Below are 21,544 nucleotides of genomic sequence, written 5' to 3'. Positions count from 1 at the left end.
GCACCAAGACGCGATTTAGATTCCAAAAAATGCAGTGTATGCTCGCGTAAGCGGAGCGAAGTGGGGATTCACTCCCCACGAGCGATAACAAGTTTTGCCGCGCAAAACTTGCATTAAATAAGTATATTTGCTAGGATTTTGCAAAACCAAATTTAAGGATATGTATGGGAATTTTTATCTGTGGCGATGTCGTGAGTGATAAACGCATCGAAGTGTGTCCGGAGCTAGCGCAGCTTATTAGCGCAAACCTAAGCTTTTGCAATCTCGAAGCACCCATTAGCGGAGTTGGGGAGCCTATTACCAAGGCAGGACCGCATATGTGTCAAGATTCTGAGATTATCACAAACCTCTCCAATCTAGGTTTTGATGTGTTTTGCCTCGCAAACAACCATATCTTTGATTATGGTGCTTCTGCGCTGCAGGGCACGATGGAGGCTATCACAAAGTGCAATAAATCCTACATAGGCGCATATAGCGCACTCACCCCCCCCCCAAATTACCTTACACAGATAGATGGCACGCGCATTGGGATTGTCAATGCGGGTGAGAGCCAGTTTGGCGCGCTAGATTCTGTAAATGCGTTTTTGGGCGCGCAGAGCGGGTATGTGGATTTGTTTGATGAGGCGTTTGTCCGAAATATCGTGGAGCTGCGCCCCAAAGTCGATGTGCTCATTGCCATACTCCATGCCGGGCTAGAAAATGTCGATTTGCCCCTGCCCCAATTCCGCAGATTCTATAAATTTTTATGCGATATGGGCGTGGATATTATCGTGGGGCATCATCCGCACTGGGCGCAGGGCTATGAGCGCTACCACACGCGCGATAAGGAATGCTTGATTTTTTATAGCCTTGGGAATTTTGCCTTTTGTATGCCCCACCACACGCCGGATAAAAGAGAGCAGGAGAGCTTTAGCGTGCTTTTAGAGTTTGCTAATGGTGGGCTTAGGGACTTTAGGTTGTGCTTTCACAAGCTCGCAGTGGGCGCGCAATCTTGTCAAATAAGAATGTGTGAGGAAAGGGAGGTTGGCTTCAGCCTAGAGGCACTCAATGCACCGCTTTTAAATGCGCAGCACTATGAGCAAGCAATCCTAAGCATTGCAAAAAAGCATTTTAAAGATTATAGATTCTATTACGATCTCGCTCTGCTTGCGCCTTCAAAGCAGCTTTCACTACTAAGCAATCTCAAAACTTTGCTAAAAAATTGGCTTTTTTCACACAGAGGGCTAGCCGCGCGTCAAGCCCTGCTTTTGCACAATATCCATATCCCCACGCACCGCTTTGTGCAAGAAATCGCACTCAAAGCAGCGATTAGCTCACACACATTGTGAGATTCTAGCAGCTCCCTAGCGAGTCTTTGCCTCGATGATCTCGCGCACCTTTTGTATGTCTTCCTGCCTTGCGTTATACCTCGCATTCTCTAGGAAATCCTTCGCTCTCTCCCCGTTATCATTAGCGAGATTCACATCGGCACCAGATTCTAGGAGATAGAGGATTGTTTGGGGATCGTAGGTGTTTTTCATTCTTAATAGCAGCGTTGTGTTGCCCGAGCTATCGCGCGCATTCACATCAGCTCCGTGCTCTATGAGGGCTTTTAGCTGCGCGAGTGGGGCTCTGTGGATTGGATAATCACCATACCTATCTCGCTTATTGGGATTGATGCCTTGGGCTAGGAGCATAGAGAGGATTTGGGCGTTGTTGTTGTCATACTCATTGCGCAGCGCGCTAAAGAGCAGTATCACATCATCTCTCTCCACCTTCGCCCCCTTTTGTATCAAAAGATCTATGGTTTGTGCATTGGCTCTAGATACGGCTCGTTGTAGGAGTCTCTCGCTGCCATCGTGTGTGCGCAAAACCGCATTCACGTCCGCGCCAGCATTTATAAGGGCTTGGGCGGAAGGGTTTTCTGTGAGCAGCAGGGCAAAAAGTGCGGTGTAACCATCTGCAGTCTTTGTGAGAGGGTTTGCACCATATTGCAGCAAGAGATTGGCTAGCTCCCTGCCCGCTTGGCTATCCCCACATCGGATACAAAAGAGCACATCAGTGCCATTTTCATTGCGCAAACTCACATCCGCCCCAGATTCTAAAAGCATTTTAGCCGCCCTAGTGTCGCATTGCTCTGTGGCACTCATTAGGAGCGTGTATCCTTTGAACGCATTGGGGTTTGCGCCAGATTCCAAAAGAGCTTGCATAATCTCGTATTTGCCATAGCCTGCAGTCGTCGTGTAGTAGTGTATGAGGTGGTGCAGGGCTTTGTCTTTGTTTTTGGCTCCTTGGGCGATGAGGGAGAGGGCTTTTTGAGAATCTCTTTCTTCTAGGGCGTTTAGGAGGGCGTTTGGATTGTGCGGTGAGAATCTATACCACGCATAGATTAGCCCGCTAGCTATGAGCAGTGCCACAAGGAGTGCGAGCATTATCACTCCGCGCTTAAGGCTTTGGCTTGTTTGAGAGGATTGGAGAGTGGTGGCTAGGGTGTAGGAGCTAGCCGTATCGATAGATTCTGTATTGGAGCTAGGGAGATACGCGCGCACGAGGTTAAAAATCTCCTGATTATTGGGATTTAGGTTGATGAGGGGCGTGGTGGGATTTTTAGCTTGATAGAGCGCATAGAGCTTGGCGATAGCCTTGCGCTCGCGCGTGGAGAGCTTGAGGTAGGATTGTGCGTTTGGTATCCATTCTTGTGTGCCATCTTTAGTTTGCAAAAATTCATAGCGATCTTGCGTGCTTTGTGTGTCCTGTAGTATAGCCCTATGGAGATTGGTATCAAACCTGCGAAAATACACGCAGATGCCCTGTGGTGGCGTGGCAACTAGGAGCATATCTCGCAGCGGGGTGAAGCAGTCGTTTTTGGTGATAAGCATTACAAAGCCTTGCAGCAGGGCTGCCACCGCCGCACCGATGAGCAAAATCGCGGGCAAAGCCATCATAGAGAGGGCAAGCGGTATGCCCGAAGCCCCGCCTGAAGACATACTAAAAGTCCCGATGAGCACCGCGATAAACTGCCCATACGCAAAGACTAGCGCGACAAAAAACACAAGCCTAAAAGTCCTAAATCCCCGCGCCTTTTTGAGTGCGACAAACAAAAACGGCGCGAATATGAGGCAGACAAAAGCAAGTATGAGAACTTCCATACAAATCCTTCAAAGAGTTTTAAGATAAGTTTGCGAGGGCAAATTACTATCGCTATAGATTCTATAAACCCGACTAGATTCTATTATTATGCAAGTTTTTGCTTTGGCAAAAACTTGTTACCGCTCGAGCGGAGTGAATCCGCTCTCGCTCCGCTTACGCGAGCATACATGCAACTTTTAAGCGAGATTCTGTGGCTTCTTAGTGTAGCCGCGTCAGGAACGCCGCTTGGGCTAGTGCGTTTTCTATAAACCAAAGATTCTATCAGAACACACTATAGAATCTAAGCAATCTACAGAATCTGCAACTTCAAAAAACTTTGTGCAAGGCTTTGCCAAATAAAATAATGGGGCGCGGTAGCGCAAGGCCTAAGCGCAATTGCAAAAATGGCAGAATCTAAAGCTTTAGAATCTTTAGATTCTGCTCGACTTGCACTTATGCACCCATTATTGATATTTGACAAAGCCTTGTTAAGATTTTTTGAAGTCGTGGGTTCTGTAAGTGTTTTAAATTCTGAATCTGTTGGAGTAGATTCTATAAATACCCTAGATTCTAAATCTCTTTTAGATTCTGCGCTTGTTTTAGAATTTGGCTTGTGTGAATCTTGATTGTGTGTTTGTGAATCTGTTGGGCTAGATTCTGTAAATTGCTTAGATTCTGAAAAGATAGATTCTGTCTTTGAATCCAAAATCTAAGACAGAATCTAAGCAACCACATCTTTAAAGCCTTAAAATAAGAATGTATATTATTTTTAGTTTATGTTATAATGTGATTTTTGAGACTACTAAAAGGAGTGTTTATGAATCTTGAGAGTATTTTGACACATATGAACGAGCACCACACAGGCGAGCTCAAGGCACTTGTGAGCCGCTATGGCGGATTCCAAGCCAAAGAGGCAAAGCTCACCAATGTGAGCACTGATGGGCTAAGTATCCTCGCAGATGGCACGGAGGTGTTTGCGCCCTTTCCCACTCCCACGCAACCATCGGACTACAAAAACGCCATCATCGCGCTTTGCACAGGCTTAGAGGCACAAAAGAGCGCGCAGACTGAGGACATAGCCAAAGAGATAGAATCTTTTAAAGACACTTTTAACTCCATCTTACTCGCCTCACTCTCACTAGACAATCTCCCCCATCTTAGCTACTCGCCCCTGCTGCGCTATGAGGGGGCGTATTATCTCTACATTAGCGAGGTAGCCCAGCACTTCGCTAATCTCAAGGCAAACCCCAAGCGCGCCCAAGTGATGTTTATCCAAGATGAGAAAGAGGCTCAAATGCTCCTAGCGCGCAAAAGGCTCACCTACGATGTGAGCGTGGAGTTTTTGCCACGCGATGCGCACTTTGAAAAAGTCTATGATAGCTTTGAATCCCGCGTGGGCAAGGGCGGAGGCGTCTCTGCGGTGCGGGGTATGCTAGATTTTCATCTCGTGCGCGTGCATTTTGGGCAGGGGCGCTTTGTCAAGGGCTTTGGGCAGGCTTATGAAGTCAATCCCGATGGCAGTATCGCACATATCGGCGGCAAGGGTATGCCCCACACGATGCCACACAAAGGATCAAACAAAAGCTAGCCACACAAAGAGTCAAACACACTCACACACATAGCCAAATCGCCTACGCGCTATGGTGCTTGCGCTTGAAGTCAAACGACTTTAGGAAGCTTTTGGCGCGAGGGGTTTTGGGGTTGGTAAAAAACTCCTGTGGCGCGCTAGATTCTATAATCTTGCCAGAATCTAAAAACACGATTTTGTCACTCACTGCCTTTGCAAAACCCATCTCGTGCGTAACGATGAGCATCGTCATACCCTCATCGGCGAGCTCTAGCACCACATCGAGCACTTCGCGCACCATCTCAGGATCGAGCGAGGCAGTGATCTCATCAAAGAGCATAATCTTTGGATTCATACACAGCGCGCGCACGATCGCTACGCGCTGCTTTTGCCCGCCGCTTAGCATTTTGGGATAGGCTTTTGTCTTAGATTCTAATCCCACGCGTTTTAGCAGGCTATGGGCGAGCTCTAGCACCTCGTCTTTGGCGCGCTTTTGCACCTTGAGCGGTCCGAGTAGGATATTTTGCTCCACGCTAAGGTGGGGGAATAGCTCGTAGTTTTGGAACACCATACCGATTTCTTGGCGGATTTTGCTCCAATTGGTTTTGGGCGTGTTGATTTGGGTGGATTCTAGGTAGATTTCCCCACCTTGTGTTGGTTCTAGCCCATTGATACAGCGTAAAAGCGTGCTTTTGCCACAGCCACTAGGTCCTAGGAGCGTTACCACCTCGCCCTTTTGCACTTCTAGACTGATGCCCTCAAGCACGAGATGGTCATCGTAGCGTTTAGTCAGATTGTGGATTGTGAGCATAATATCCCCTTTAATGTTTAGATTCTAGGCGTTTGGCGAGATAGGAGAGCGGGTAGCAGAGCACAAAATAGAGCATAAGCAGCAGCCCATAGATGATAAATGGTGCGCTTGGGATGGCGTGGTTTGCCTCGATGATTTGGCGCGCGATAAAAAACACATCGCCCACACCGATAAAAAGCAGGAGTGAAGTGGTTTTGATAATGCGTGTGAAGAGATTGATACTCCCGGGCAGCAGGCGCGCGGTGGCTTGGGGCAAGATGACAAAGGCTTGTGTGTGAATCCAGCTAAGCCCTAGACTTAGAGCGGATTCCCTTTGGTGTGCGCTGATAGAGCTAAACGCCCCGCGCACCAAATCCGCCATCTCCGCACTCCCCCAGAGGCTAAAGACGACGATTCCCACGAGAATATTATTGATATCAATATCTAGGGCTTGGGGCAGCCCGAAGTAAAACACATACAGCAGTGCCAAAATGGGCACGATACGCACGAACTCTAAGTATAGCCGACAGAGTGCGCGCACGAGTATAGAGCGCGTGAGCATACACAGCCCCACTAATGAGCCAAAGACGATAGAAAGTGTGATAGACACAAGCGCGATAAAAAGCGTGAGCCCTAGCCCCTCAAGCAGGCGATAGAGGTTGGTTAGGCTAAAGAGTGAATCTAGCATCGCTTAGAGCCTTTGTTTGAGGCGAGATTCTATGAGGCTAAAGACAAATGAGAGGGGCAAAAGGATAATAAGATACGCGCATAAGAGCATAAAGAGCGCCTCATAAGTCTTAGCATAGAGCATAATGATATCTTTGCTCACATACAAAATATCCGCAAGCGCGATAATCCCCACCACCGAAGTTTCTTTGATGAGGAATATCACATTTGCCGCGAGGGAGGGCATACACACGCCTAGGGCTTGGGGGAGGATCACATAGCGCACGATATGGGGGCGCGATAAGCCCATACTTAGGGCGGATTCTATCTGTGGTTTGCCCACGCTCTGCAATCCTGCGCGAAAGGACTCGCACATATACCCACCGCCCAAAAACGCCACGCCTATAACCGCACACCAAAACGCGCTTAGAGCTAGTCCCATTTTGCTCAAGCCAAAATACAGGAAAAATAGCTGAATAAGCAGCGGGGTATTGCGCGCTATCTGCACATAGAGCGCACTTATGGGGGAGAGGATAGGGATAGGTTTAAAAGAGAGCAAAAGCGCGCACACAAAGCCCACCATCACGGCTAGGGCTATCCCGAGCGCGGCAATTTTGAGCGTGAGCCAAAAGGCGTCATAAAACAGATACATATGGCTAAAGATAAAATCCCAATCAAGCACCTTTGTCCCTTAATCGTGTTTGGAGTGGTTGTAAAAAGAAGTTTGGCGCGAATCTTAGCACAAAAAGTTTAAGGAGGAATTAAGGGTTGGCATAAGGCGTGGCTCAAGGGCGGGGGAATGCAGATGGGCTAGATTCTGTATTGGGGCACTGCGCTTTTGTTTCACTCGCATTTGCAGCGACAAGGGGCGTCCAAACCTAACTATTGAGCAGCCCCACTGCCACGATGACAAGCACTATGCCAAAATACCCGATAGGCTTTAGACTCTGTCTAAAAAAATAATACGCCCCAGCCACCGAGCCCAGCACACCCACAGCCCCCCAGAGCGTGTAGGCAATAGGCAGCTTGATCCCATACCACGACACAGCAAAGGAGAGGAGCAAAAACGCCCCATCAACAAGCACCAACGCCAAAAGGCCCCATTTGAGATCTCTAAAGCCATTGGATTTTTGCAAAGCGAGGTTGGCAAACACATCTAAGATTCCAGAGAGCACAATGCACAAAAATCCCATCATCGTTCCTTCGTGGGAGTGGCGTGATGAGCAGTGCTGCTATCGCGCCCTGTGGGGGTATCGTGTGTATCTAGCGCGTCTTCCTCGTGCTTTTCCCCCAAAATCACGCAGATAATCCCCACAAATCCTATACCAATGCCTATGTATTGATACATCTCAAGCTCGGGGTTAAAAAACACAAAATTGATGAGCAAAATCCCCACAAGCCCCACGATCTCCCACACCGAGTATGCCACGCCAAGCGCGATATTAAGCAATGCGAGAGCCATCAGCACATAGGACACATTGATAAAGGCGAGCATAGCGATTTTGCTTAGCAATGGATCTTGTATCACTTTTAGCATACTCACACCGCTCACCTCTAGCACAATCGCTGCGATGAGAAACCCCCACGCAAACACCCTGTTTTGCAATATTCTGCTTTGCATTCCTGCCTCCTAAGCGATGAGTGCGGCGCGCGACATACATTAGACACGCAGCCCCACAAACGCTTCTTTATATAGAATCTTTGAGGCAATCCTAGCATTTTCTGACTTGTATCTCACTTATGCACCTATTTACGCGCACACGCATTGTTTAGGCTTAAAATCTACTCCGATGATTGGGATTCTAAAACAATTACGCAATCTAACTCGATAGATTCTGAATCTCTTTTAGATTCTGTGATTGTCTTTGAATCTACTCTCGATTCTGTGTGTTTTAGAATCTGCTTTGTTTAAATCAAAAATTGCGTTTGTGAATCTGTAGGGAATTGTGCGGATTCTGCATTATCTAGATTCTGTGTTGCAGACTATGTAGATTCTTTTGGGCTTAGATTTCTGTATTTGCTCGCTTTTTAGAATCTCTTTAGATTCTGCGCTTGTTTTAGAATCTATACGGTTAGATTCTATTAAGTCGTGCATTTTTAGAATCTCCGCGCTAGATTCTGTGTATTGTTTTGTCGCAAAAAAGGGTTTCCCTCTCCCCGCACTCTCAAAGCCCCAAAAAGAATAAAGCACCGCTTTTTTTTGTTACGCTTACGCGCATATTATTGATACTTGGCAAAGCCTTGGTGAGGTTTTTTGGCGTTGTGGATTGTGTAAGTTGCTTAGATTCTGAATCTATTGAGTTAGATTGTAATTGTTTTAGAATTTTAAAGGCCAGATTCTAAGCCTTTTTTAGATTCTGTATTTTCTTTACGTTCTGCGCTTGGCTTGCCAGAAATTTTAGGATTACTAAAGGAACTTCGTTTTCTAAAGAAGCCTTGCTTTGTCGCCACAAACACACGATTTTAGATTCTCTAATCCCATCATTCAGAGCGCAAAAACTTCATCGCCTCGCTTTTGGCGATTTTGTCGCATTCCTCATTGAGCGCGATACCAGAGTGCCCTTTGATCCAATGCGCGCGGATTGTGTGGCTGCGCGATACCTCGAGATACCGCCGCCACAAATCGGGGTTTTTGACTTTGGCAAAATCCTTTGCCACCCAGTTTTTTAGCCACACATTGATTCCCTCACACACATATCTAGAATCGCTATAAATCTCCACGCAACAGGGCTCTTTGAGTGCTTCTAGCGAGGATATGACGGCTTGGAGCTCCATACGATTGTTTGTCGTGTGTGCCTCGCCCCCGCTTAGGATTTTGCGCGTGGCTTTAAACTCTAAAATCCCGCACCAGCCGCCCGCACCCGGATTGCCCAGTGAGGAGCCATCACAATAGAGAGTAACGCGCTTCATTTCTACTCTCTCGCACCGAGCACAGCACCTCAAAGCTTAGCAGGGCGTTGCAAGTGGGGCAGCGGTGGCTCTCAAGCGGGAAAATCTCCTTGCACTCACTGCAGCGATACTCAAAGTGCAAATCCGCATTAAAAGGCGTGTGGGTGCGTAGTAGTCGCACCGCCTCTAGCTCAAACTTCGCACACACCGCGCCTTTATTTGCAAAGCCTTTATTTACAGAATCTAGGGCTTGCTGAGATTCACTAGATTCTATCACGCCGCCTGTGGCACTAGATTCTATTATTTCATTGCAAGAGCTGCGCTCTTGCTTATCGCTCGCGGGGAGTAAATCCCCACTCACTCCGCTTCGCGCACATACAAATCCAGAATCTCTTTGCTGAGATTCACTAGATTCTATCACGCCGCCTGTGGCACTAGATTCTATAAGCCCGCGCGCCTTATACACTTCGATGATTTTTGGGTTTGTGAGGATTTCAACGGGGATTTCTGTATCGGGAGTGCGCCAAAAAACATCAAGCAGATTCTCGATATTGCGCGACTCTTGGGCTTTTTGCCAAAACAGCGCGAGATTGTAGTGTTTGTAATACACCAAAATGCTTTTTTCAAGCCTCATAAACCGCTCGCGCAGGGCTTCAAGCTCGGCTATTTTGTCCTCAAAGGACATTTTCTCATCGCCAAAGAGATGCATAGTCCGCAGATACGCGCGATTTTGCTCGAGAGATTCTAAGTATTTGGTATCATCGATATTGCCCGATTGCTCATAGATCTCTTGCAGGCAATCCACCACATCGATGGCGTTTTGGTATTCATTGAGCTTTTCATACACGCGCAGCAGATACAGCAGGCTTGCAGAATCCCTAGGGGAGTTTTTGAGAATCTCTAGGAATGTGTTTTTAGCCCGCTGCAAAAACCCCGCCTGAAAATGCGCCACGCCTAGTGCGTAGAGGATACGCTCCTTGTCCTGCGGGGCTGCAGTGGAGTTGAGTATGCTCGTATAGATTTTGATAGCCTCTTGGAGATTGCCGCTTTGGATATAGGCTTGGGCGATAAATTCTAGCGTGGGCGTGGCGTTTTGGTTGAGCCTCAAAAACTCCTCCACCCCGTCTTTGATACCCAAAAATTCATAAGACTTTTTGAGATTTTCTAGCGAGTGCGTGCGTCTGCGCTCCTTTAGACGATTGCGGATGAAGTCTATGGCGCCGATGATGGCGATGATGAGAAAGAGGAGGACGATACCAAAAAGTGGATCTTTATACCACGGCATACTACTCTCGCAGATACACGATTTTCGCGCTCGAGCGGATTTTGGCAAAATGCTCTTGGATGATGCTCTGCTCCTTTTGCGCCATTACGCGCTGATTTACCATCGGCTTGGCTTCCTCATAGCTCATGAGCTTCTGCCCGAGTTTTTCAAGCACCAAAAAACTCACAAGCACATTGTTTCCGGCATTGAGCACCGGCGTGAAGTCCCCCTTGGGCGTGGTTACAAACACTTGGGCGATTTGGGGAGAGAGGATAGCCATCGCGATGGTTTCTTCTTGCTTTTGCACGCCATCGATGGCTTTTTTTGGATCTTTCATCGCCTTTTGTAAGAGCGCGTCATTTGGCGCGCTATAGCGCATTACCCGCACGCTTGAGGGGACTTCAAAGTCCTGCTTGTGCTTGTTGTAGTAGGCAAAGAGCTCGCTCTCATCGGTGATATTGACATTGCTTGCGAGGATTTTTTGCATAAGTTCGCGCGTTTGGAGCTGCTTGCGTAGCTCGTTGCGATAGGCTTGGTAGCTCATACCCTCGCGCGCGAGCTGGGTGATGAGCGCGCTTTTGTTGATACCATTGCTAGAGGCGATACGCCCTATCTCATCATCGATTTTAAACTCATCAATGCTGATTTTGAAGCGATCGATTTCATCGTCTTTTAGTCGTTCATTGATGAGCAAATCGATCGCTTGGGGCTTGCTTATTTTCATATTTTGCTGCATTTTTTTGATCTCATTTAGCGTGATAGCGTGCCCATTGACGCGCACCGCCACGCCCGCTATCACATCACTTGCCACCGCCACACCCACGCACCACAGACACAAAACAATCACATAGCGCACATTCTACCCTTTTGTATTGCTGATAAACTCGATGATTTGCTCGATACTAAGCGTGTGCTTCACTCCGCCCACCTCGATAGCCTTTTTGGGCATACCAAAGACGACACAGCTCTGCTCATCTTGGGCGATGGTAACCGCGCCGTTTTCATACATCTCTTTTAGCCCTATGCAGCCATCATCGCCCATTCCTGTGAGAATCACGCCAAGTGCGTTTTTGCCCACGACATTATTGACATTGCGAAACAAAATATCCACGCTAGGCTTGTGGCGTGAGATCCTAGGACCATCGATAGGCTTGGCGTAATAATGCCCGCTCTCATAGCTAAGCGATATGTGTGAATCTCCGCTGGTGATATACGCGCAGGATTTTTCTAAGCGCATTTTTTGGGTTACCTCATACACACTAAGGCGCGAGAGAGAATCTAGGCGTTTGGCAAAGGAGGAGCCAAAAGTCTTTGGGATATGTTGCACCACCACGATGGGGGGCAATCCCGTGGGGAGCTTCTCAAAAATCGTGCTTAGCACATCCACCCCGCCCGTGCTCGCTCCTATGGCGATGAGTTTGGGACGCATCAAATCCTTGCAGGGCTTGCTCTCTAGGAGCGTGTCTGGGTGGAGTTTGTGGGTTGTGCCTAGTTCCTTTGAATCTATCATCGCGTATCCCTCAATTATCGCTGCTTGATAAAAGTCTTGTGCCCGAGCTTTTCTGTCTGCTCGGCTAGCTCATAGAGGCTTTCAGAATGCCCGAGATAAAAAGTCCCGCCCATTTTTAGCAAAGCAAAAAGGCGTTGCAAAATCGCCTCCTGATCGGGCTTGGTAAAATAAATAAGGATATTTCTGCAAAACACCACATCAAATTCTTCGTTGCTAAAGGGATATTTTTTGTTAAACAAATTGAGCTGGCGGAAGCTTATCATATTTTTTAGTTTTGGCTTGACGGAGAGATGGCGCACTTTGTTAGATTCATCAACCACATCAAAAAACTCCGATATTTCACTCTCCGCCCATTTAGGCCACTTCTCTAGCAGTGGGTTAATCGTGTATTTGCCCTCCTTGGCGATTGAGAGCACTTGCGTGTCGATATCTGTGGCGATGATTTCTACTTGTGTGGTGGCGTCATAGATTTTTTTGGCATAGGCTATGGTGCTGGCGATAGAGTAGGGCTCCTGCCCGGTAGAGGACGCGCAGCAGTAGATTTTGATACGCGATTGGGTTTTAAAAAGCTGGGGCAGCACTCTATCGAGCAAATCATCAAAATGAAAGCTCTCGCGGAAAAAATCGGTTTTGTTGGTGGTAAAGACATTGATAAAATCCTGCGCGACTTTTTTATCCCTATCCACCATTGTGAGCAGCTCGCCCACATCATCGCACTGCACATCTTTCATCAGCTTTAAAACGCGATTTTTTATCATCGCAAATTTAGAATCTACGATATGAATCCCTGAAAGATCGTAGATTTTGTCCTGTAAGAGCTTAAAATGCTTGCTATCAAGGTGGATCATCGGCAATCTTTATTTTAAAATGATGGTTTTAATTCCATTTCGAGAATATACCAAGATTCTCTTGTTTTTATTTTTAAATTTACTGAGCGCTGCCAAAAATTCCGATGGCTTTGTGATATTGCTATCCTCAATCTGTGCTATCACATCGCCTATGCCAAATCCCGCTCTATAGGCTAGTGAATCCCTGCGCACTTCTGTCACCACCACGCCTTGGATACCTTCAGAGATTCTGTAGCGTTGGCGGAGGCTCTGGGTGAGCTCACTCACGCCTAATCCATCAATCCCACTCTTAGCGTCATTTGGCGCACCTTGGGCGGTATCAGCACGCGCAGCCTCATCGCTGCTAAGCTCCCCTAGCACGACTTGCGTCATACGCTCCTGCTTATCACGCACATATTTGATACTCACTTTTTGCTTAGGAGGTAGCATACCGATGAGATTTTTGAGCTCTTGGGCGTTTGTGATTTTTTTGCCCTCCACTTCGGTGATGAGATCCCATACCATAAGCCCAGCTTTGGCAGCGGGGGATTGTGGCTCTATGCTGATAAGCAGCGCACCCTCTCTGCGCGCATAGCTCTCTTGGAGATCCTCGCTCACATCTTGGATTCCCACGCCTAGATAGCCTCTTTTGACTGAACCCTTTTCAATGAGCTCTTTGGCGATTTTTTTAACCATTTCTGAAGGGATAGCAAACCCCACGCCGTGGTTGCCACCCGTGCGCGAGAGAATCGCGGTGTTGATCCCGATAAGTGCCCCGCGTGAATCTATGAGCGCGCCGCCGCTATTGCCCGGATTTATGGAAGCATCGGTTTGTATGAAGTTTTCATAATCGTTTATCCCTATGCCACTTTTATTGAGTGCGGAGACGATACCTTGGGTTACCGTCTCGCCTACTCCAAAGGGATTGCCGATAGCAAACACGACATCACCCACCTGCACCTTGTCGCTATTGGCAAAGCTGATACTAGGCGTGCTAGATTCAATCTTTATCACTGCCAAATCGCTGCGTGAATCCGAGCCGATGACTTTAGCCGTGTATTCTTTGGCACTGCCTGAGAGCGAGACGAGGATTTTATCCGCGCCATCGATAACGTGGTGGTTGGTAACGATATAGCCATCAGTGGAGATGAGCACGCCGCTGCCTAGGCTGCGCTCGATTCTATCGCGTGGAATCTGTCCATATATGTCGCCAAAAAACTGCTGAAAAAACGGATCGTTAAACATAGGGTGGTTTGGAATCGCGTTTGAGACTTGCTTTTGGGTGGAGATATTGACGACTGCCTTTGTCGCATCGCCTAGCGAGGACGCATAGGATTGGATACTTTGGGGGGAAGTGCTTGGGTTTATGCGCTCCTGCACCTCTGGGGCGTCCTTGAACTCAAAAGCCCCCATACAGCCTATGCCTACAAGCAGCAATACAGCACAGATTCTCATCATATAAGCTCCTTAAGATTTTAGATAAATTGTTATTGTATTTGGCATTCTTAAACATTTTATCACAAAGGATAAAAGCCAATTTGTGGAATCCCTTTTGCCTATGGATAAAGCTAAAAGGCTAGAGCGGTGGCAAATTTACGCACCAACCTTGCTAGGAAAGAGGCATTAGGCGTATGATAAGAGCGATGATATGTGGCGTAGTATTTGGGTGCGTGAGCGCGTGCGTGGCGATACCATTGCACAAAGTCGAGGGCAAATGCGTGGAGCTCAAAGACTTTAGCAAGGCACAAAAAAATGTGATACTAAAGGCGTTTAAATACGGGTTAAAATCAGGCTATGGCTACACGATGGCAGCAATCGCGTGGAAAGAATCTTGCGCGGGAGAATACAAAATGAACTTCGCCGATCCTTCCGCAGGGATCTATCACGCGCATATCCCCGGACTGCTTAAGAAAACCAACCAAAAAGACACGGGCTTTATGCGCAATATGGTGGGCGAGCTGCTCGTGCGCGATGACGAATACGCCTCGCAAGTCGCGCTTGAGGAGTTGCTATATTGGCACAAGGTGCGCAAGGGGAATTGGCAAGAAGTGATCAAATCCTACAACAAGGGCTTTAGCTGGGAGCGCGATAGCGAGCGCGCTAAAATGGCACAAAGCTACTATGAGGACATCGCGCGCAAAGTCAAAGCCCTGCAAGCCTATATGCCAAAATACGCCGCTAGCCTCGCCAAGCAGGCAAGAGATGATAAGGCGATTGTATTTTTGGGCGGGGGCGTGGCGGGAGATTCTGTGCGCACAGGCACAAAGCGCGTCGCCACAAAAAATAAGCCACCCACCCCTAAGCCCATTTCAGAGCCAAAAGTAGCGAGCAAGGAGACAAAAGCCCTGCCACCTCGCTCATCGGGCTTTATGGAAGTGCCGCGGGATTTTGTCGCTCCGAGTGGGGCAGATTCTGTGGGCGTGGATTCTGCTAGAGCAGATTCTATGAGAGTAGATTCTGTGCCCACTGCCCCTTTACCTGCAAGCCCCCGCCACACACCTCCTATAAAAAAGCGCAATCCAAACACGGGCGAGTTTTATCTCCTGCAGGAAAATTAAATTAAGCGGAGCGGGATTTGTGAGCTATCAGCAGAACTTTAAGCAAGATTTTTATACCATAAGCGTTTTGAGACAAGCATAAGGAGCAGTTATGAAAATCCTAGTCATACAAGGACCAAACCTCAATATCTTAGGACATCGCGAGCCTCACATCTATGGGAATGTAACACTCGAGCAGATTCACACCAATCTCCAAGCCCAAGCCAAGCAGCACAACGCCGAGATTGAGTTTTTCCAAAGCAATTTTGAAGGCGAGATCATCGACAAACTCCAAGAGTGTATCGGCGGGGAATACGATGGCGTGCTGATAAATCCCGCTGCGTATTCTCACACTTCTATTGCCATCGCAGATTCTATCGCCAGCTGCGGGGTGCCCGTGATAGAGGTGCATATCAGTAATATCCACGCCAGAGAGGACTTCCGCGCCAAGAGCTACACGGGCAGAGTGTGTGCGGGCGTGATTACGGGTTTTGGCGTGTTTGGGTATCATCTAGGGCTTATCGCGCTTTTGCAAATCCTAAGCGAGATCGCCGCGCTCAAAGCCCAGCAAGCCACACAACCCCAACAAGTCAAGTAGTAGTATGCGCTTTGATAGCTCTACTCCCTATATCGTGCGCGATGAAAATGCGCAGTATTATGAATGTGGCTTTAGCTGCGATAATGCCATCGTGCTGCATTTGCAAGGGCAGCGGTTTTTTATCACAGATTCTCGATATAGCCTAGAAGCCAAGCAGAGTGTGGGCAAAAATGTCGAGGTTATAGAATCTAGCGATTTGCTTAGCTCTCTTAGCACCCTCCTTAGCGCGCAGGGTGTGAAAAAACTCATCTTTAATCCCAGCGAGATTTGCGTAGAATTCTATGAGATACTCGCTACCCATACCCAAAAGTGCCAGTGCGAGCTCCTCCCTGTGCCAAATTTTCATCAAAAATTACGTATTATCAAGACAGATTCTCAAATCGAGCTTATCAAAAAGTCCCAAAAGCTCAACAAGCAAGCCTTCAAGGAATTTGCACACTTCGTGCGCAAGGCGGTGCAAAAGGGCAAGGCACTAAGTGAGCGGGATTTGCACTTTTATGCCACGATGTTTTTGAGCTACAAGGGCGCGTATGATTTGAGCTTTAACCCAATCGTGGGGCTTAATGCCACGGGGGCTAAGCCCCACGCCCTGCCTTGTGCCAAAATCGTGTGCAAAAAACACGATCTTTTGCTTTTTGACGCGGGGATAAAATATCAGCGTTATTGCTCAGACAGGACGCGCACCGCAAGTGTGAATCCCGATATGGACTTTAGCAAAAATCAGAGATTCAAATCCCCCAAGCAGCAAAAAATCTATGATATCGTGCTAAAAGCCCAAGAGAGGGCGATAAGCAAGGCACGCAGCGGAATGAAGGCACGCGAGATCGACGCCCTAGCGCGTGAAGTGATAGAATCTAGTGGCTATGGCAAATACTTCGTGCATAGCACGGGGCACGGCGTGGGATTAGACATACACGAGCTGCCGCGCATTTCTGCAAGAAGCGAGGAGATCATAGAAGATGGTATGGTGTTTTCTATCGAGCCCGGAATCTACCTAGGTGGCGAGTTTGGCGTGCGTATTGAAGATTTAGTCGTGATGAAAAATGGCAGGGCAGAGGTTTTATAAAAAGAGCGCATACACGATGTGCGTGGCGTGGGCGCGGCGATGAATCTCACGCAGATTCTATCTAGCGATTTTAGCGCGCTAGAGTCGTATATGAGCGCGTGTTTTGTGCGCAATATGGAGTTTTTTAGAGCTTTTAATCCCACGCTTTTTGCCCAGCTTAGCAAGCCCCCCACGACGCACAATCTCCTTTGTAATCCAACAGGGCTCAATATCCTAAACCTCCAAGACAATGCCCTTGTGTATCCAGCTAGCGGAGAAAACACGATGATTGCCACGCATTTGGCTCTTAGTCAATCTCCGATGAATAACCCGCGATTTCTCGTGCATACCAACCACCTCGCACTCCAAAAGCTCGATGAGGACAAAATCCCGCTAACCGCCTCTATCTGTAATAAACTCATTAATCTTATGCAAGAGAGCGGCGGGGGCAAATCCTACCATCTCCCCAGCGATTTTTTGCCCAGCTGCACATTTTTTGGCATGCTTGGGGGGATTTTTTTGCAATTGCTTTTGGAGCGGGGCGTGTATTTTCACTCTCTCCTGCTCTTTGAGGAATACCTCGATATGCTACGCATTATGCTGTATTTTGTGGATTTTGCCCTGTTATTTTCGCGCGTGAGTGAGCGCGCGTGCTATATTTTTGTCAAAGACTTAATCCACCAAGAGTTTATCCACACTTACTTTGCCTCGCGCAAGATTACTAATAACTTTTTGCGCCTTGAGCTCTTTTTATACGAGAGCCCCAAGATTACAAGTGCGCGCGAAGTCGTCTATGAGGCGTATAGGGTGAATTCTCGTGGTTGGGGGAGCTTTGATGATGAGATGATAGGCGTGAGGAATACGCTAAGCAACCTAAGCGCACACTACCCCGTGCTGCATTTGCCAGAGCGCGTGGAGATACCCATCTGTGTGGTGGGCAATGGCGTGAGCTTAGATTCTCTCCTGCCTTTTATCAAAAAAAACGCCAAAAATATGCTGATTTTCTCCTGTGGCACGGCGATAAAGCCGCTCAAAGCCTATGGGATAGAGCCCGATTTTCAAATTGAGATTGAGCGTATTGCTTATCTCAAAGATGTGCTAAGGGAGGCTCCGCTAGGCGATACGACACTGCTATGTGGGAGCGTGGTGCAGCCCGAGGCCCTAGAGCTTGGCAAGCAGGCGTATGTGTTTATGCGTGGTGGGAGTGCGGGGGCGTATTTGTTTGGGGGGAAAAGCGTGGTGGAGTTTAGCGCGCCCTATGTGGGCAATGCTGGCTTTGCGCTTGCGGCACTTTTGGGCGAGGAAGTGCTGATGTGCGGGCTTGATTGTGGGTATATTAAGGGCAAGGCAAAGCACGCTAAAAATTCCTTTTATGGCGAGGAGACGCCCCAAATCCCGCCCAATGCCTTCAAAGTGCAGGGCAATAGAGAATCTAGTGTGTATTCAGACGCGCTCTTTAGCCTTAGTGCGAGGAGTATGGAGCGGTGTATCAAGGCGTTTGCCCCGCGATTGGTGCTAAATCTGGGCGAGGGGGCGTATATACAGGGCACGAGGGCGTGTGATGTGAGCACGTTTAGCCTGCGCGAGCTTAGCGCGGGCGAGAAGCAAAGAGCGATAGAATCTATCAAAGCCCATTGCAGCGCGGATTATACGCAGGTGTTTAGGGCGTATGGCGATATGGGTTTGGGCGAGGTGCTGGCGTATAAGGAGGAGTTTTTGGCACTTTTGGGCGTGCCGGTGCAGGGCAAAAGGGAGCTTTTTGCCCTCATTGATTCCCTTCATCGCTTTAGTCTTAAAATGAGTGCGCAAAACGCCTTTGTGGGCTTGCTCTTTGAGGGCAGCGTGGGGCATATACTGCACAATCTTATGGTGAGCGCGCTGCATCTGCCTAGCGATGAGATTGGGGGCTTTTATGCGCAGGCGGTGGGGATTATCCGCGAGGGGGTGGAAAAGATGGCAATGAGCTATCGGCTATTGGGTCTTAGATACTGATAACAAAGGAGAGTGAGTATGCGTTTTGTGTTGGTATGGATTGTTTGTGTTTTAAATCTCACATTGCTTAGCGCGATGAGTGAGAATGCGGCTATGAGTAGTGCCATTTCTCAATGTTTGCATGATGATAATGGGGCGTGCAAGGTGCTTTTTTATGAGTATGAAGCAGAGATTGCAAGCCTCAAAGAATGCGATACGCAAGCAAGGGGGCGCGAGGGCTTTACGATGGATTGTATGCAGATGGGCTTTGTGCTTTTTGGGGCAGGGCGGTATGAAGAGGCGATTTGGTATCTCAAAAAAGCCCTTGATAGTCTTGAAGAAGGCGGCGATGAGAGCTATGAGCCGATGTATGCCAATCACAGAATCGGCATGTCCTACCAAAAGCTTGGCGATATGAAAAATGCCAAATGGTATCTCACTCTCGCATGTCAAGAGGGCTATTCTCTCTCATGCGCAGAGCTCAAAAAAAATGCGCAAAGCCTCAAAAAATCCTTGATAGAATCTACGCAAGCTAGCGACATTATAGAATCTAAACAATCCAAAGCACTAGATTCAGGTAATGTATGCTCGCGTAGCGGAGCGAGCGGGGGATTCATTCCCCACGAGCGATAACAAGTTTGTGAAACAAACTTGCATTAAATATGATAGATTCTATCCCACGAGCTTTAGCCCGATAGCCGAGCCGATGACAAGCAGGAGGAAAAAGATTTTTAGCGGAGATTTGGATTCATTAAAGAGCACAATGCCCACGATCACGCCCCCACCCGCACCAATGCCTGTCCATATCGCATAGGCACTCGACATTGTGATCTCACGCATAGCAATGCTCAAAAGCCCAAAGCTCACAAGGAAGGCAAAGACGATAGCAAGCAAAAAGATTTTTTTGTTAGTATCGCTAAATTTTTTCATACTAAACACGCCCGCCACCTCAGCTAGCCCGGCTAAGAGCAAGCACACCCACGCTAGTGCGCTCCCAAAGCTCTCTATCATCGCACACCTCCTTTGTCGTTGCGCTCGCTTTTGTCCTCTCCCATAAACTCATCAAACTCATCGAGCCCAAGCTCTGTGGAGAGATCACGCACCATTTTGCGCTCGCTTGCACTTTTGCTCGTGAGCTTTAGCCCAAGCACGCCGATGAGCAAAGTCGCAATGAGCGCGATTCGCGCGGGGTTTGCCTCCTCGCCAAAGATAAGCATCTCTGCCACGACGATCCCCGCTGCTCCAATCCCTACAAACACCGCATAGGCTACGCTCACCTCCACGCGCTTGGTTGCTAAAATCATCAGCACAAAGGAAGTGAGAATCCCAAGTAGCGTGAGACAATATAGCCAGAGCGTGTCGGCGTATTTGAGCCCACTCACCCAAAAAATCTCGATGATACCACCTAAGATGATAAACAACCAACCCATACAAACTCCTTGTAGTGCGTAAATACGCGAAATTGGAGTCGGGATTGTAGCGTTTTGTTTTTTTGGCGTCAAGGGAGATGAGGGCTCAAGGATTTTGCTAAGAGAAGTGGCACATACGCGCTACATGAAGGACAGAATCTAGCGAAGCTAGGCTAAAGCTAAGCGCATAGATTCTAAAGTCGTGCAGAGTGTGTGTGCAGATGAGTGGGATCGCTGCTTGTGCGTGATGAGGGTTTATAAAAAGTGTGGCTTATAGAATCCCGCCCCATCGCGTTTCTGACGCGTTAGCACTAAACAAGCACAAAATCTCGCCCTAGATTCTGTATGGGTGGGTGAGTAGAGCAGGATTACCTCCCCACGGGCGATAGGCAAGCTTTGCCACGCAAAACTTGCAGGCTCATAATCACAAACTATGAGCCACCAAGCTCCTTTGCGCGCTTTATGGATTCTATCCCCGCTTCTATGAATGCCCCTCGCACGCCGTTTTTTTCTAACACCGCTAAGCCTCGCGCAGTCGTGCCTGCGGGGGAAGTGATGGCGATTTTTATCTCATCGGGAGATTTGTGCTCTAAGAGCGCGGCAAACCCGCTAAAAGTCTGCGCGACAAGATCCCTGCTTTGCGCATAGCTTAGCCCGTGGTAGATGCCGCTGTCTATGAGGCTTTGTGCCACCACTGCCAAAAATGCTGGTGCGCTCCCGCTCGTGGCTATCGAGGCGTCTATGAGGGATTCACTATCCACCATCACGCAGTTCCCAAAGCTCTCCACGAGCCTGCGCACTGCAGATTCTATATCTGTGCCGCTAGAGCGCGTGCTATGCACATACACGCAGCTTGCGGATTTGCCATAGAGTGCGCCGACATTTGGCATAATCCGCGCAAAATTCCGCGCATTTAGCACTTGCGCAATCGTCTCTATGCGCACCCCAGCCAGCACGCTATAGGCGATATGCGCCTCTCCGACATAGCTAAACGCCCTAAGCGCGTGGGGTTTGACACAGAGCAATACCTCACAATCCTGTATGTTTAGAGGCGTGTGAGAATCTATGCAGAGTGCCTTTAGGTGTGGGCGCGTGGGGTTGTCGTCTGCGGGAGTGCTTGGGGGATTATCGTTTGTGGGGGATTTGTCTGTGGAGGCTGTGTGGCTATCGTCTGTGGATTTGGTGCGTGCGAGATCATCACAGAGGTTTTGGGCTTTGTGCAAGTCCCGCCCAGCGATACATATCTCGTATTTGTCAAAGAGCTTAGATTCTATAATGCCCGCTAGCAGTGCGCGCGCCATATTGCCATAGCCCACGCATATGAGCCTTGGCTGTGAGGGGTGGGGTGCGTGGCGTGCCATAG

The 21,544-nt window shown here is 48.4% G+C and carries 26 protein-coding genes; 8 read left to right on the top strand and 18 right to left on the bottom strand.

Annotated elements, in window-relative coordinates; genetic code table 11:
- The first annotated feature begins 164 nt into the window (after positions 1 to 164).
- Positions 165 to 1,328 carry a CapA family protein gene (locus ACH2BK_RS05035; RefSeq protein WP_395002342.1) on the top strand — a complete coding sequence of 388 codons (1,164 nt, stop codon included), beginning with the start codon at positions 165 to 167 and terminating at the stop codon, positions 1,326 to 1,328.
- A gap of 15 nt (positions 1,329 to 1,343) precedes the next feature.
- Here the strand turns inward: ACH2BK_RS05035 and ACH2BK_RS05030 are convergent, their stop codons facing one another.
- The 3 genes from ACH2BK_RS05030 to ACH2BK_RS05020 all read right to left on the bottom strand — a co-directional run bounded on the left by ACH2BK_RS05030 (position 1,344) and on the right by ACH2BK_RS05020 (position 3,814).
- The gene (locus tag ACH2BK_RS05030; RefSeq protein WP_395002341.1) at positions 1,344 to 3,128 is read right to left on the bottom strand and encodes an ankyrin repeat domain-containing protein; all 1,785 of its coding nucleotides are present in this window, start codon (positions 3,126 to 3,128) and stop codon (positions 1,344 to 1,346) included.
- A gap of 86 nt (positions 3,129 to 3,214) precedes the next feature.
- Positions 3,215 to 3,382, bottom strand: coding sequence for a hypothetical protein (locus tag ACH2BK_RS05025; protein WP_395002340.1), 168 nt, complete (start codon positions 3,380 to 3,382; stop codon positions 3,215 to 3,217).
- A 36-nt stretch (positions 3,383 to 3,418) separates the two neighbouring features.
- Positions 3,419 to 3,814 (bottom strand): hypothetical protein, encoded by a 396-nt coding sequence (locus ACH2BK_RS05020; protein ID WP_394996793.1) that lies wholly within the window; start codon positions 3,812 to 3,814, stop codon positions 3,419 to 3,421.
- A gap of 111 nt (positions 3,815 to 3,925) precedes the next feature.
- Between ACH2BK_RS05020 and ACH2BK_RS05015 the strand changes: the two genes are divergently transcribed.
- On the top strand, positions 3,926 to 4,696 hold the full coding sequence (locus ACH2BK_RS05015; protein WP_395002339.1) for a HugZ family heme oxygenase: 771 nt from the start codon (positions 3,926 to 3,928) through the stop codon (positions 4,694 to 4,696).
- A 43-nt stretch (positions 4,697 to 4,739) separates the two neighbouring features.
- On the opposite strand, the gene ACH2BK_RS05010 is transcribed toward ACH2BK_RS05015, so the two are convergent.
- From ACH2BK_RS05010 to ACH2BK_RS04990, 5 genes are all read right to left on the bottom strand, one after another.
- Positions 4,740 to 5,486, bottom strand: coding sequence for an amino acid ABC transporter ATP-binding protein (locus tag ACH2BK_RS05010; protein WP_394996789.1), 747 nt, complete (start codon positions 5,484 to 5,486; stop codon positions 4,740 to 4,742).
- Between the two features lie 10 nt (positions 5,487 to 5,496).
- Positions 5,497 to 6,153 (bottom strand): amino acid ABC transporter permease, encoded by a 657-nt coding sequence (locus tag ACH2BK_RS05005; RefSeq protein ID WP_394996787.1) that lies wholly within the window; start codon positions 6,151 to 6,153, stop codon positions 5,497 to 5,499.
- Between the two features lie 3 nt (positions 6,154 to 6,156).
- Positions 6,157 to 6,783: an amino acid ABC transporter permease gene (locus tag ACH2BK_RS05000; protein WP_395002347.1), complete on the bottom strand. Its 627-nt coding sequence runs from the start codon at positions 6,781 to 6,783 to the stop codon at positions 6,157 to 6,159.
- 226 nt (positions 6,784 to 7,009) lie between these two features.
- Positions 7,010 to 7,324 (bottom strand): DMT family transporter, encoded by a 315-nt coding sequence (locus ACH2BK_RS04995; protein WP_394996782.1) that lies wholly within the window; start codon positions 7,322 to 7,324, stop codon positions 7,010 to 7,012.
- Positions 7,324 to 7,752, bottom strand: coding sequence for a DMT family transporter (locus tag ACH2BK_RS04990; protein ID WP_395002338.1), 429 nt, complete (start codon positions 7,750 to 7,752; stop codon positions 7,324 to 7,326). The genes ACH2BK_RS04995 and ACH2BK_RS04990 overlap by 1 nt, the downstream gene beginning before the upstream one ends.
- A gap of 144 nt (positions 7,753 to 7,896) precedes the next feature.
- Between ACH2BK_RS04990 and ACH2BK_RS04985 the strand changes: the two genes are divergently transcribed.
- Positions 7,897 to 8,043: a hypothetical protein gene (locus tag ACH2BK_RS04985; RefSeq protein ID WP_395002337.1), complete on the top strand. Its 147-nt coding sequence runs from the start codon at positions 7,897 to 7,899 to the stop codon at positions 8,041 to 8,043.
- A gap of 48 nt (positions 8,044 to 8,091) precedes the next feature.
- Here the strand turns inward: ACH2BK_RS04985 and ACH2BK_RS04980 are convergent, their stop codons facing one another.
- From ACH2BK_RS04980 to ACH2BK_RS04950, 7 genes are all read right to left on the bottom strand, one after another.
- Positions 8,092 to 8,322: a hypothetical protein gene (locus ACH2BK_RS04980; RefSeq protein ID WP_395002336.1), complete on the bottom strand. Its 231-nt coding sequence runs from the start codon at positions 8,320 to 8,322 to the stop codon at positions 8,092 to 8,094.
- Positions 8,323 to 8,612: 290 nt separating this feature from the next.
- Positions 8,613 to 9,041: a ribonuclease HI gene (gene rnhA / locus ACH2BK_RS04975; RefSeq protein WP_395002335.1), complete on the bottom strand. Its 429-nt coding sequence runs from the start codon at positions 9,039 to 9,041 to the stop codon at positions 8,613 to 8,615.
- Positions 9,016 to 10,305 (bottom strand): tetratricopeptide repeat protein, encoded by a 1,290-nt coding sequence (locus ACH2BK_RS04970; protein ID WP_395002334.1) that lies wholly within the window; start codon positions 10,303 to 10,305, stop codon positions 9,016 to 9,018. Before ACH2BK_RS04970 ends, rnhA begins: the two co-directional genes overlap by 26 nt.
- Position 10,306: 1 nt before the next feature.
- Positions 10,307 to 11,140, bottom strand: coding sequence for a peptidylprolyl isomerase (locus ACH2BK_RS04965; protein ID WP_395002333.1), 834 nt, complete (start codon positions 11,138 to 11,140; stop codon positions 10,307 to 10,309).
- 3 nt (positions 11,141 to 11,143) lie between these two features.
- Entirely contained in the window at positions 11,144 to 11,794 is a 651-nt protein-coding gene (locus ACH2BK_RS04960) for a chemotaxis protein CheB (protein ID WP_394996765.1), read from the bottom strand.
- Positions 11,795 to 11,808: 14 nt separating this feature from the next.
- Positions 11,809 to 12,642 carry a CheR family methyltransferase gene (locus ACH2BK_RS04955; protein WP_395002332.1) on the bottom strand — a complete coding sequence of 278 codons (834 nt, stop codon included), beginning with the start codon at positions 12,640 to 12,642 and terminating at the stop codon, positions 11,809 to 11,811.
- 9 nt (positions 12,643 to 12,651) lie between these two features.
- Positions 12,652 to 14,079, bottom strand: a complete 1,428-nt coding sequence (locus ACH2BK_RS04950; protein ID WP_395002331.1) for a Do family serine endopeptidase — start codon at positions 14,077 to 14,079, stop codon at positions 12,652 to 12,654.
- 173 nt (positions 14,080 to 14,252) lie between these two features.
- On the opposite strand from ACH2BK_RS04950, the gene ACH2BK_RS04945 reads away from it, so the two are divergent.
- The 5 genes from ACH2BK_RS04945 (at position 14,253) to ACH2BK_RS04925 (ending at position 19,405) form a co-directional block, all read left to right on the top strand.
- Positions 14,253 to 15,179, top strand: a complete 927-nt coding sequence (locus ACH2BK_RS04945; protein WP_395002330.1) for a hypothetical protein — start codon at positions 14,253 to 14,255, stop codon at positions 15,177 to 15,179.
- A 91-nt stretch (positions 15,180 to 15,270) separates the two neighbouring features.
- Positions 15,271 to 15,756, top strand: a complete 486-nt coding sequence (gene aroQ, locus ACH2BK_RS04940) for a type II 3-dehydroquinate dehydratase (protein ID WP_394996756.1) — start codon at positions 15,271 to 15,273, stop codon at positions 15,754 to 15,756.
- A 4-nt stretch (positions 15,757 to 15,760) separates the two neighbouring features.
- Entirely contained in the window at positions 15,761 to 16,822 is a 1,062-nt protein-coding gene (locus ACH2BK_RS04935) for a M24 family metallopeptidase (protein ID WP_395002329.1), read from the top strand.
- 18 nt (positions 16,823 to 16,840) lie between these two features.
- Entirely contained in the window at positions 16,841 to 18,793 is a 1,953-nt protein-coding gene (locus ACH2BK_RS04930) for a 6-hydroxymethylpterin diphosphokinase MptE-like protein (RefSeq protein ID WP_395002328.1), read from the top strand.
- Between the two features lie 18 nt (positions 18,794 to 18,811).
- Entirely contained in the window at positions 18,812 to 19,405 is a 594-nt protein-coding gene (locus ACH2BK_RS04925; RefSeq protein WP_395002327.1) for a hypothetical protein, read from the top strand.
- 39 nt (positions 19,406 to 19,444) lie between these two features.
- Here ACH2BK_RS04925 and ACH2BK_RS04920 read toward each other — a convergent pair whose 3' ends face one another.
- From ACH2BK_RS04920 to proC, 3 genes are all read right to left on the bottom strand, one after another.
- Positions 19,445 to 19,783: a DMT family transporter gene (locus ACH2BK_RS04920; protein ID WP_394996747.1), complete on the bottom strand. Its 339-nt coding sequence runs from the start codon at positions 19,781 to 19,783 to the stop codon at positions 19,445 to 19,447.
- Positions 19,780 to 20,202, bottom strand: coding sequence for a DMT family transporter (locus ACH2BK_RS04915; RefSeq protein ID WP_394996744.1), 423 nt, complete (start codon positions 20,200 to 20,202; stop codon positions 19,780 to 19,782). Before ACH2BK_RS04915 ends, ACH2BK_RS04920 begins: the two co-directional genes overlap by 4 nt.
- 410 nt (positions 20,203 to 20,612) lie before the next feature.
- Positions 20,613 to 21,542, bottom strand: a complete 930-nt coding sequence (proC, locus tag ACH2BK_RS04910) for a pyrroline-5-carboxylate reductase (RefSeq protein ID WP_395002326.1) — start codon at positions 21,540 to 21,542, stop codon at positions 20,613 to 20,615.
- Positions 21,543 to 21,544 lie beyond the last annotated feature (2 nt).

The sequence above is a fragment of the uncultured Helicobacter sp. genome, assembly GCF_949282165.1.
Lineage (GTDB): Bacteria > Campylobacterota > Campylobacteria > Campylobacterales > Helicobacteraceae > Helicobacter_F.
The sequence above is the reverse complement of the archived record's forward strand: the minus strand, read 5'-3'. Positions and strand labels throughout refer to the sequence as shown.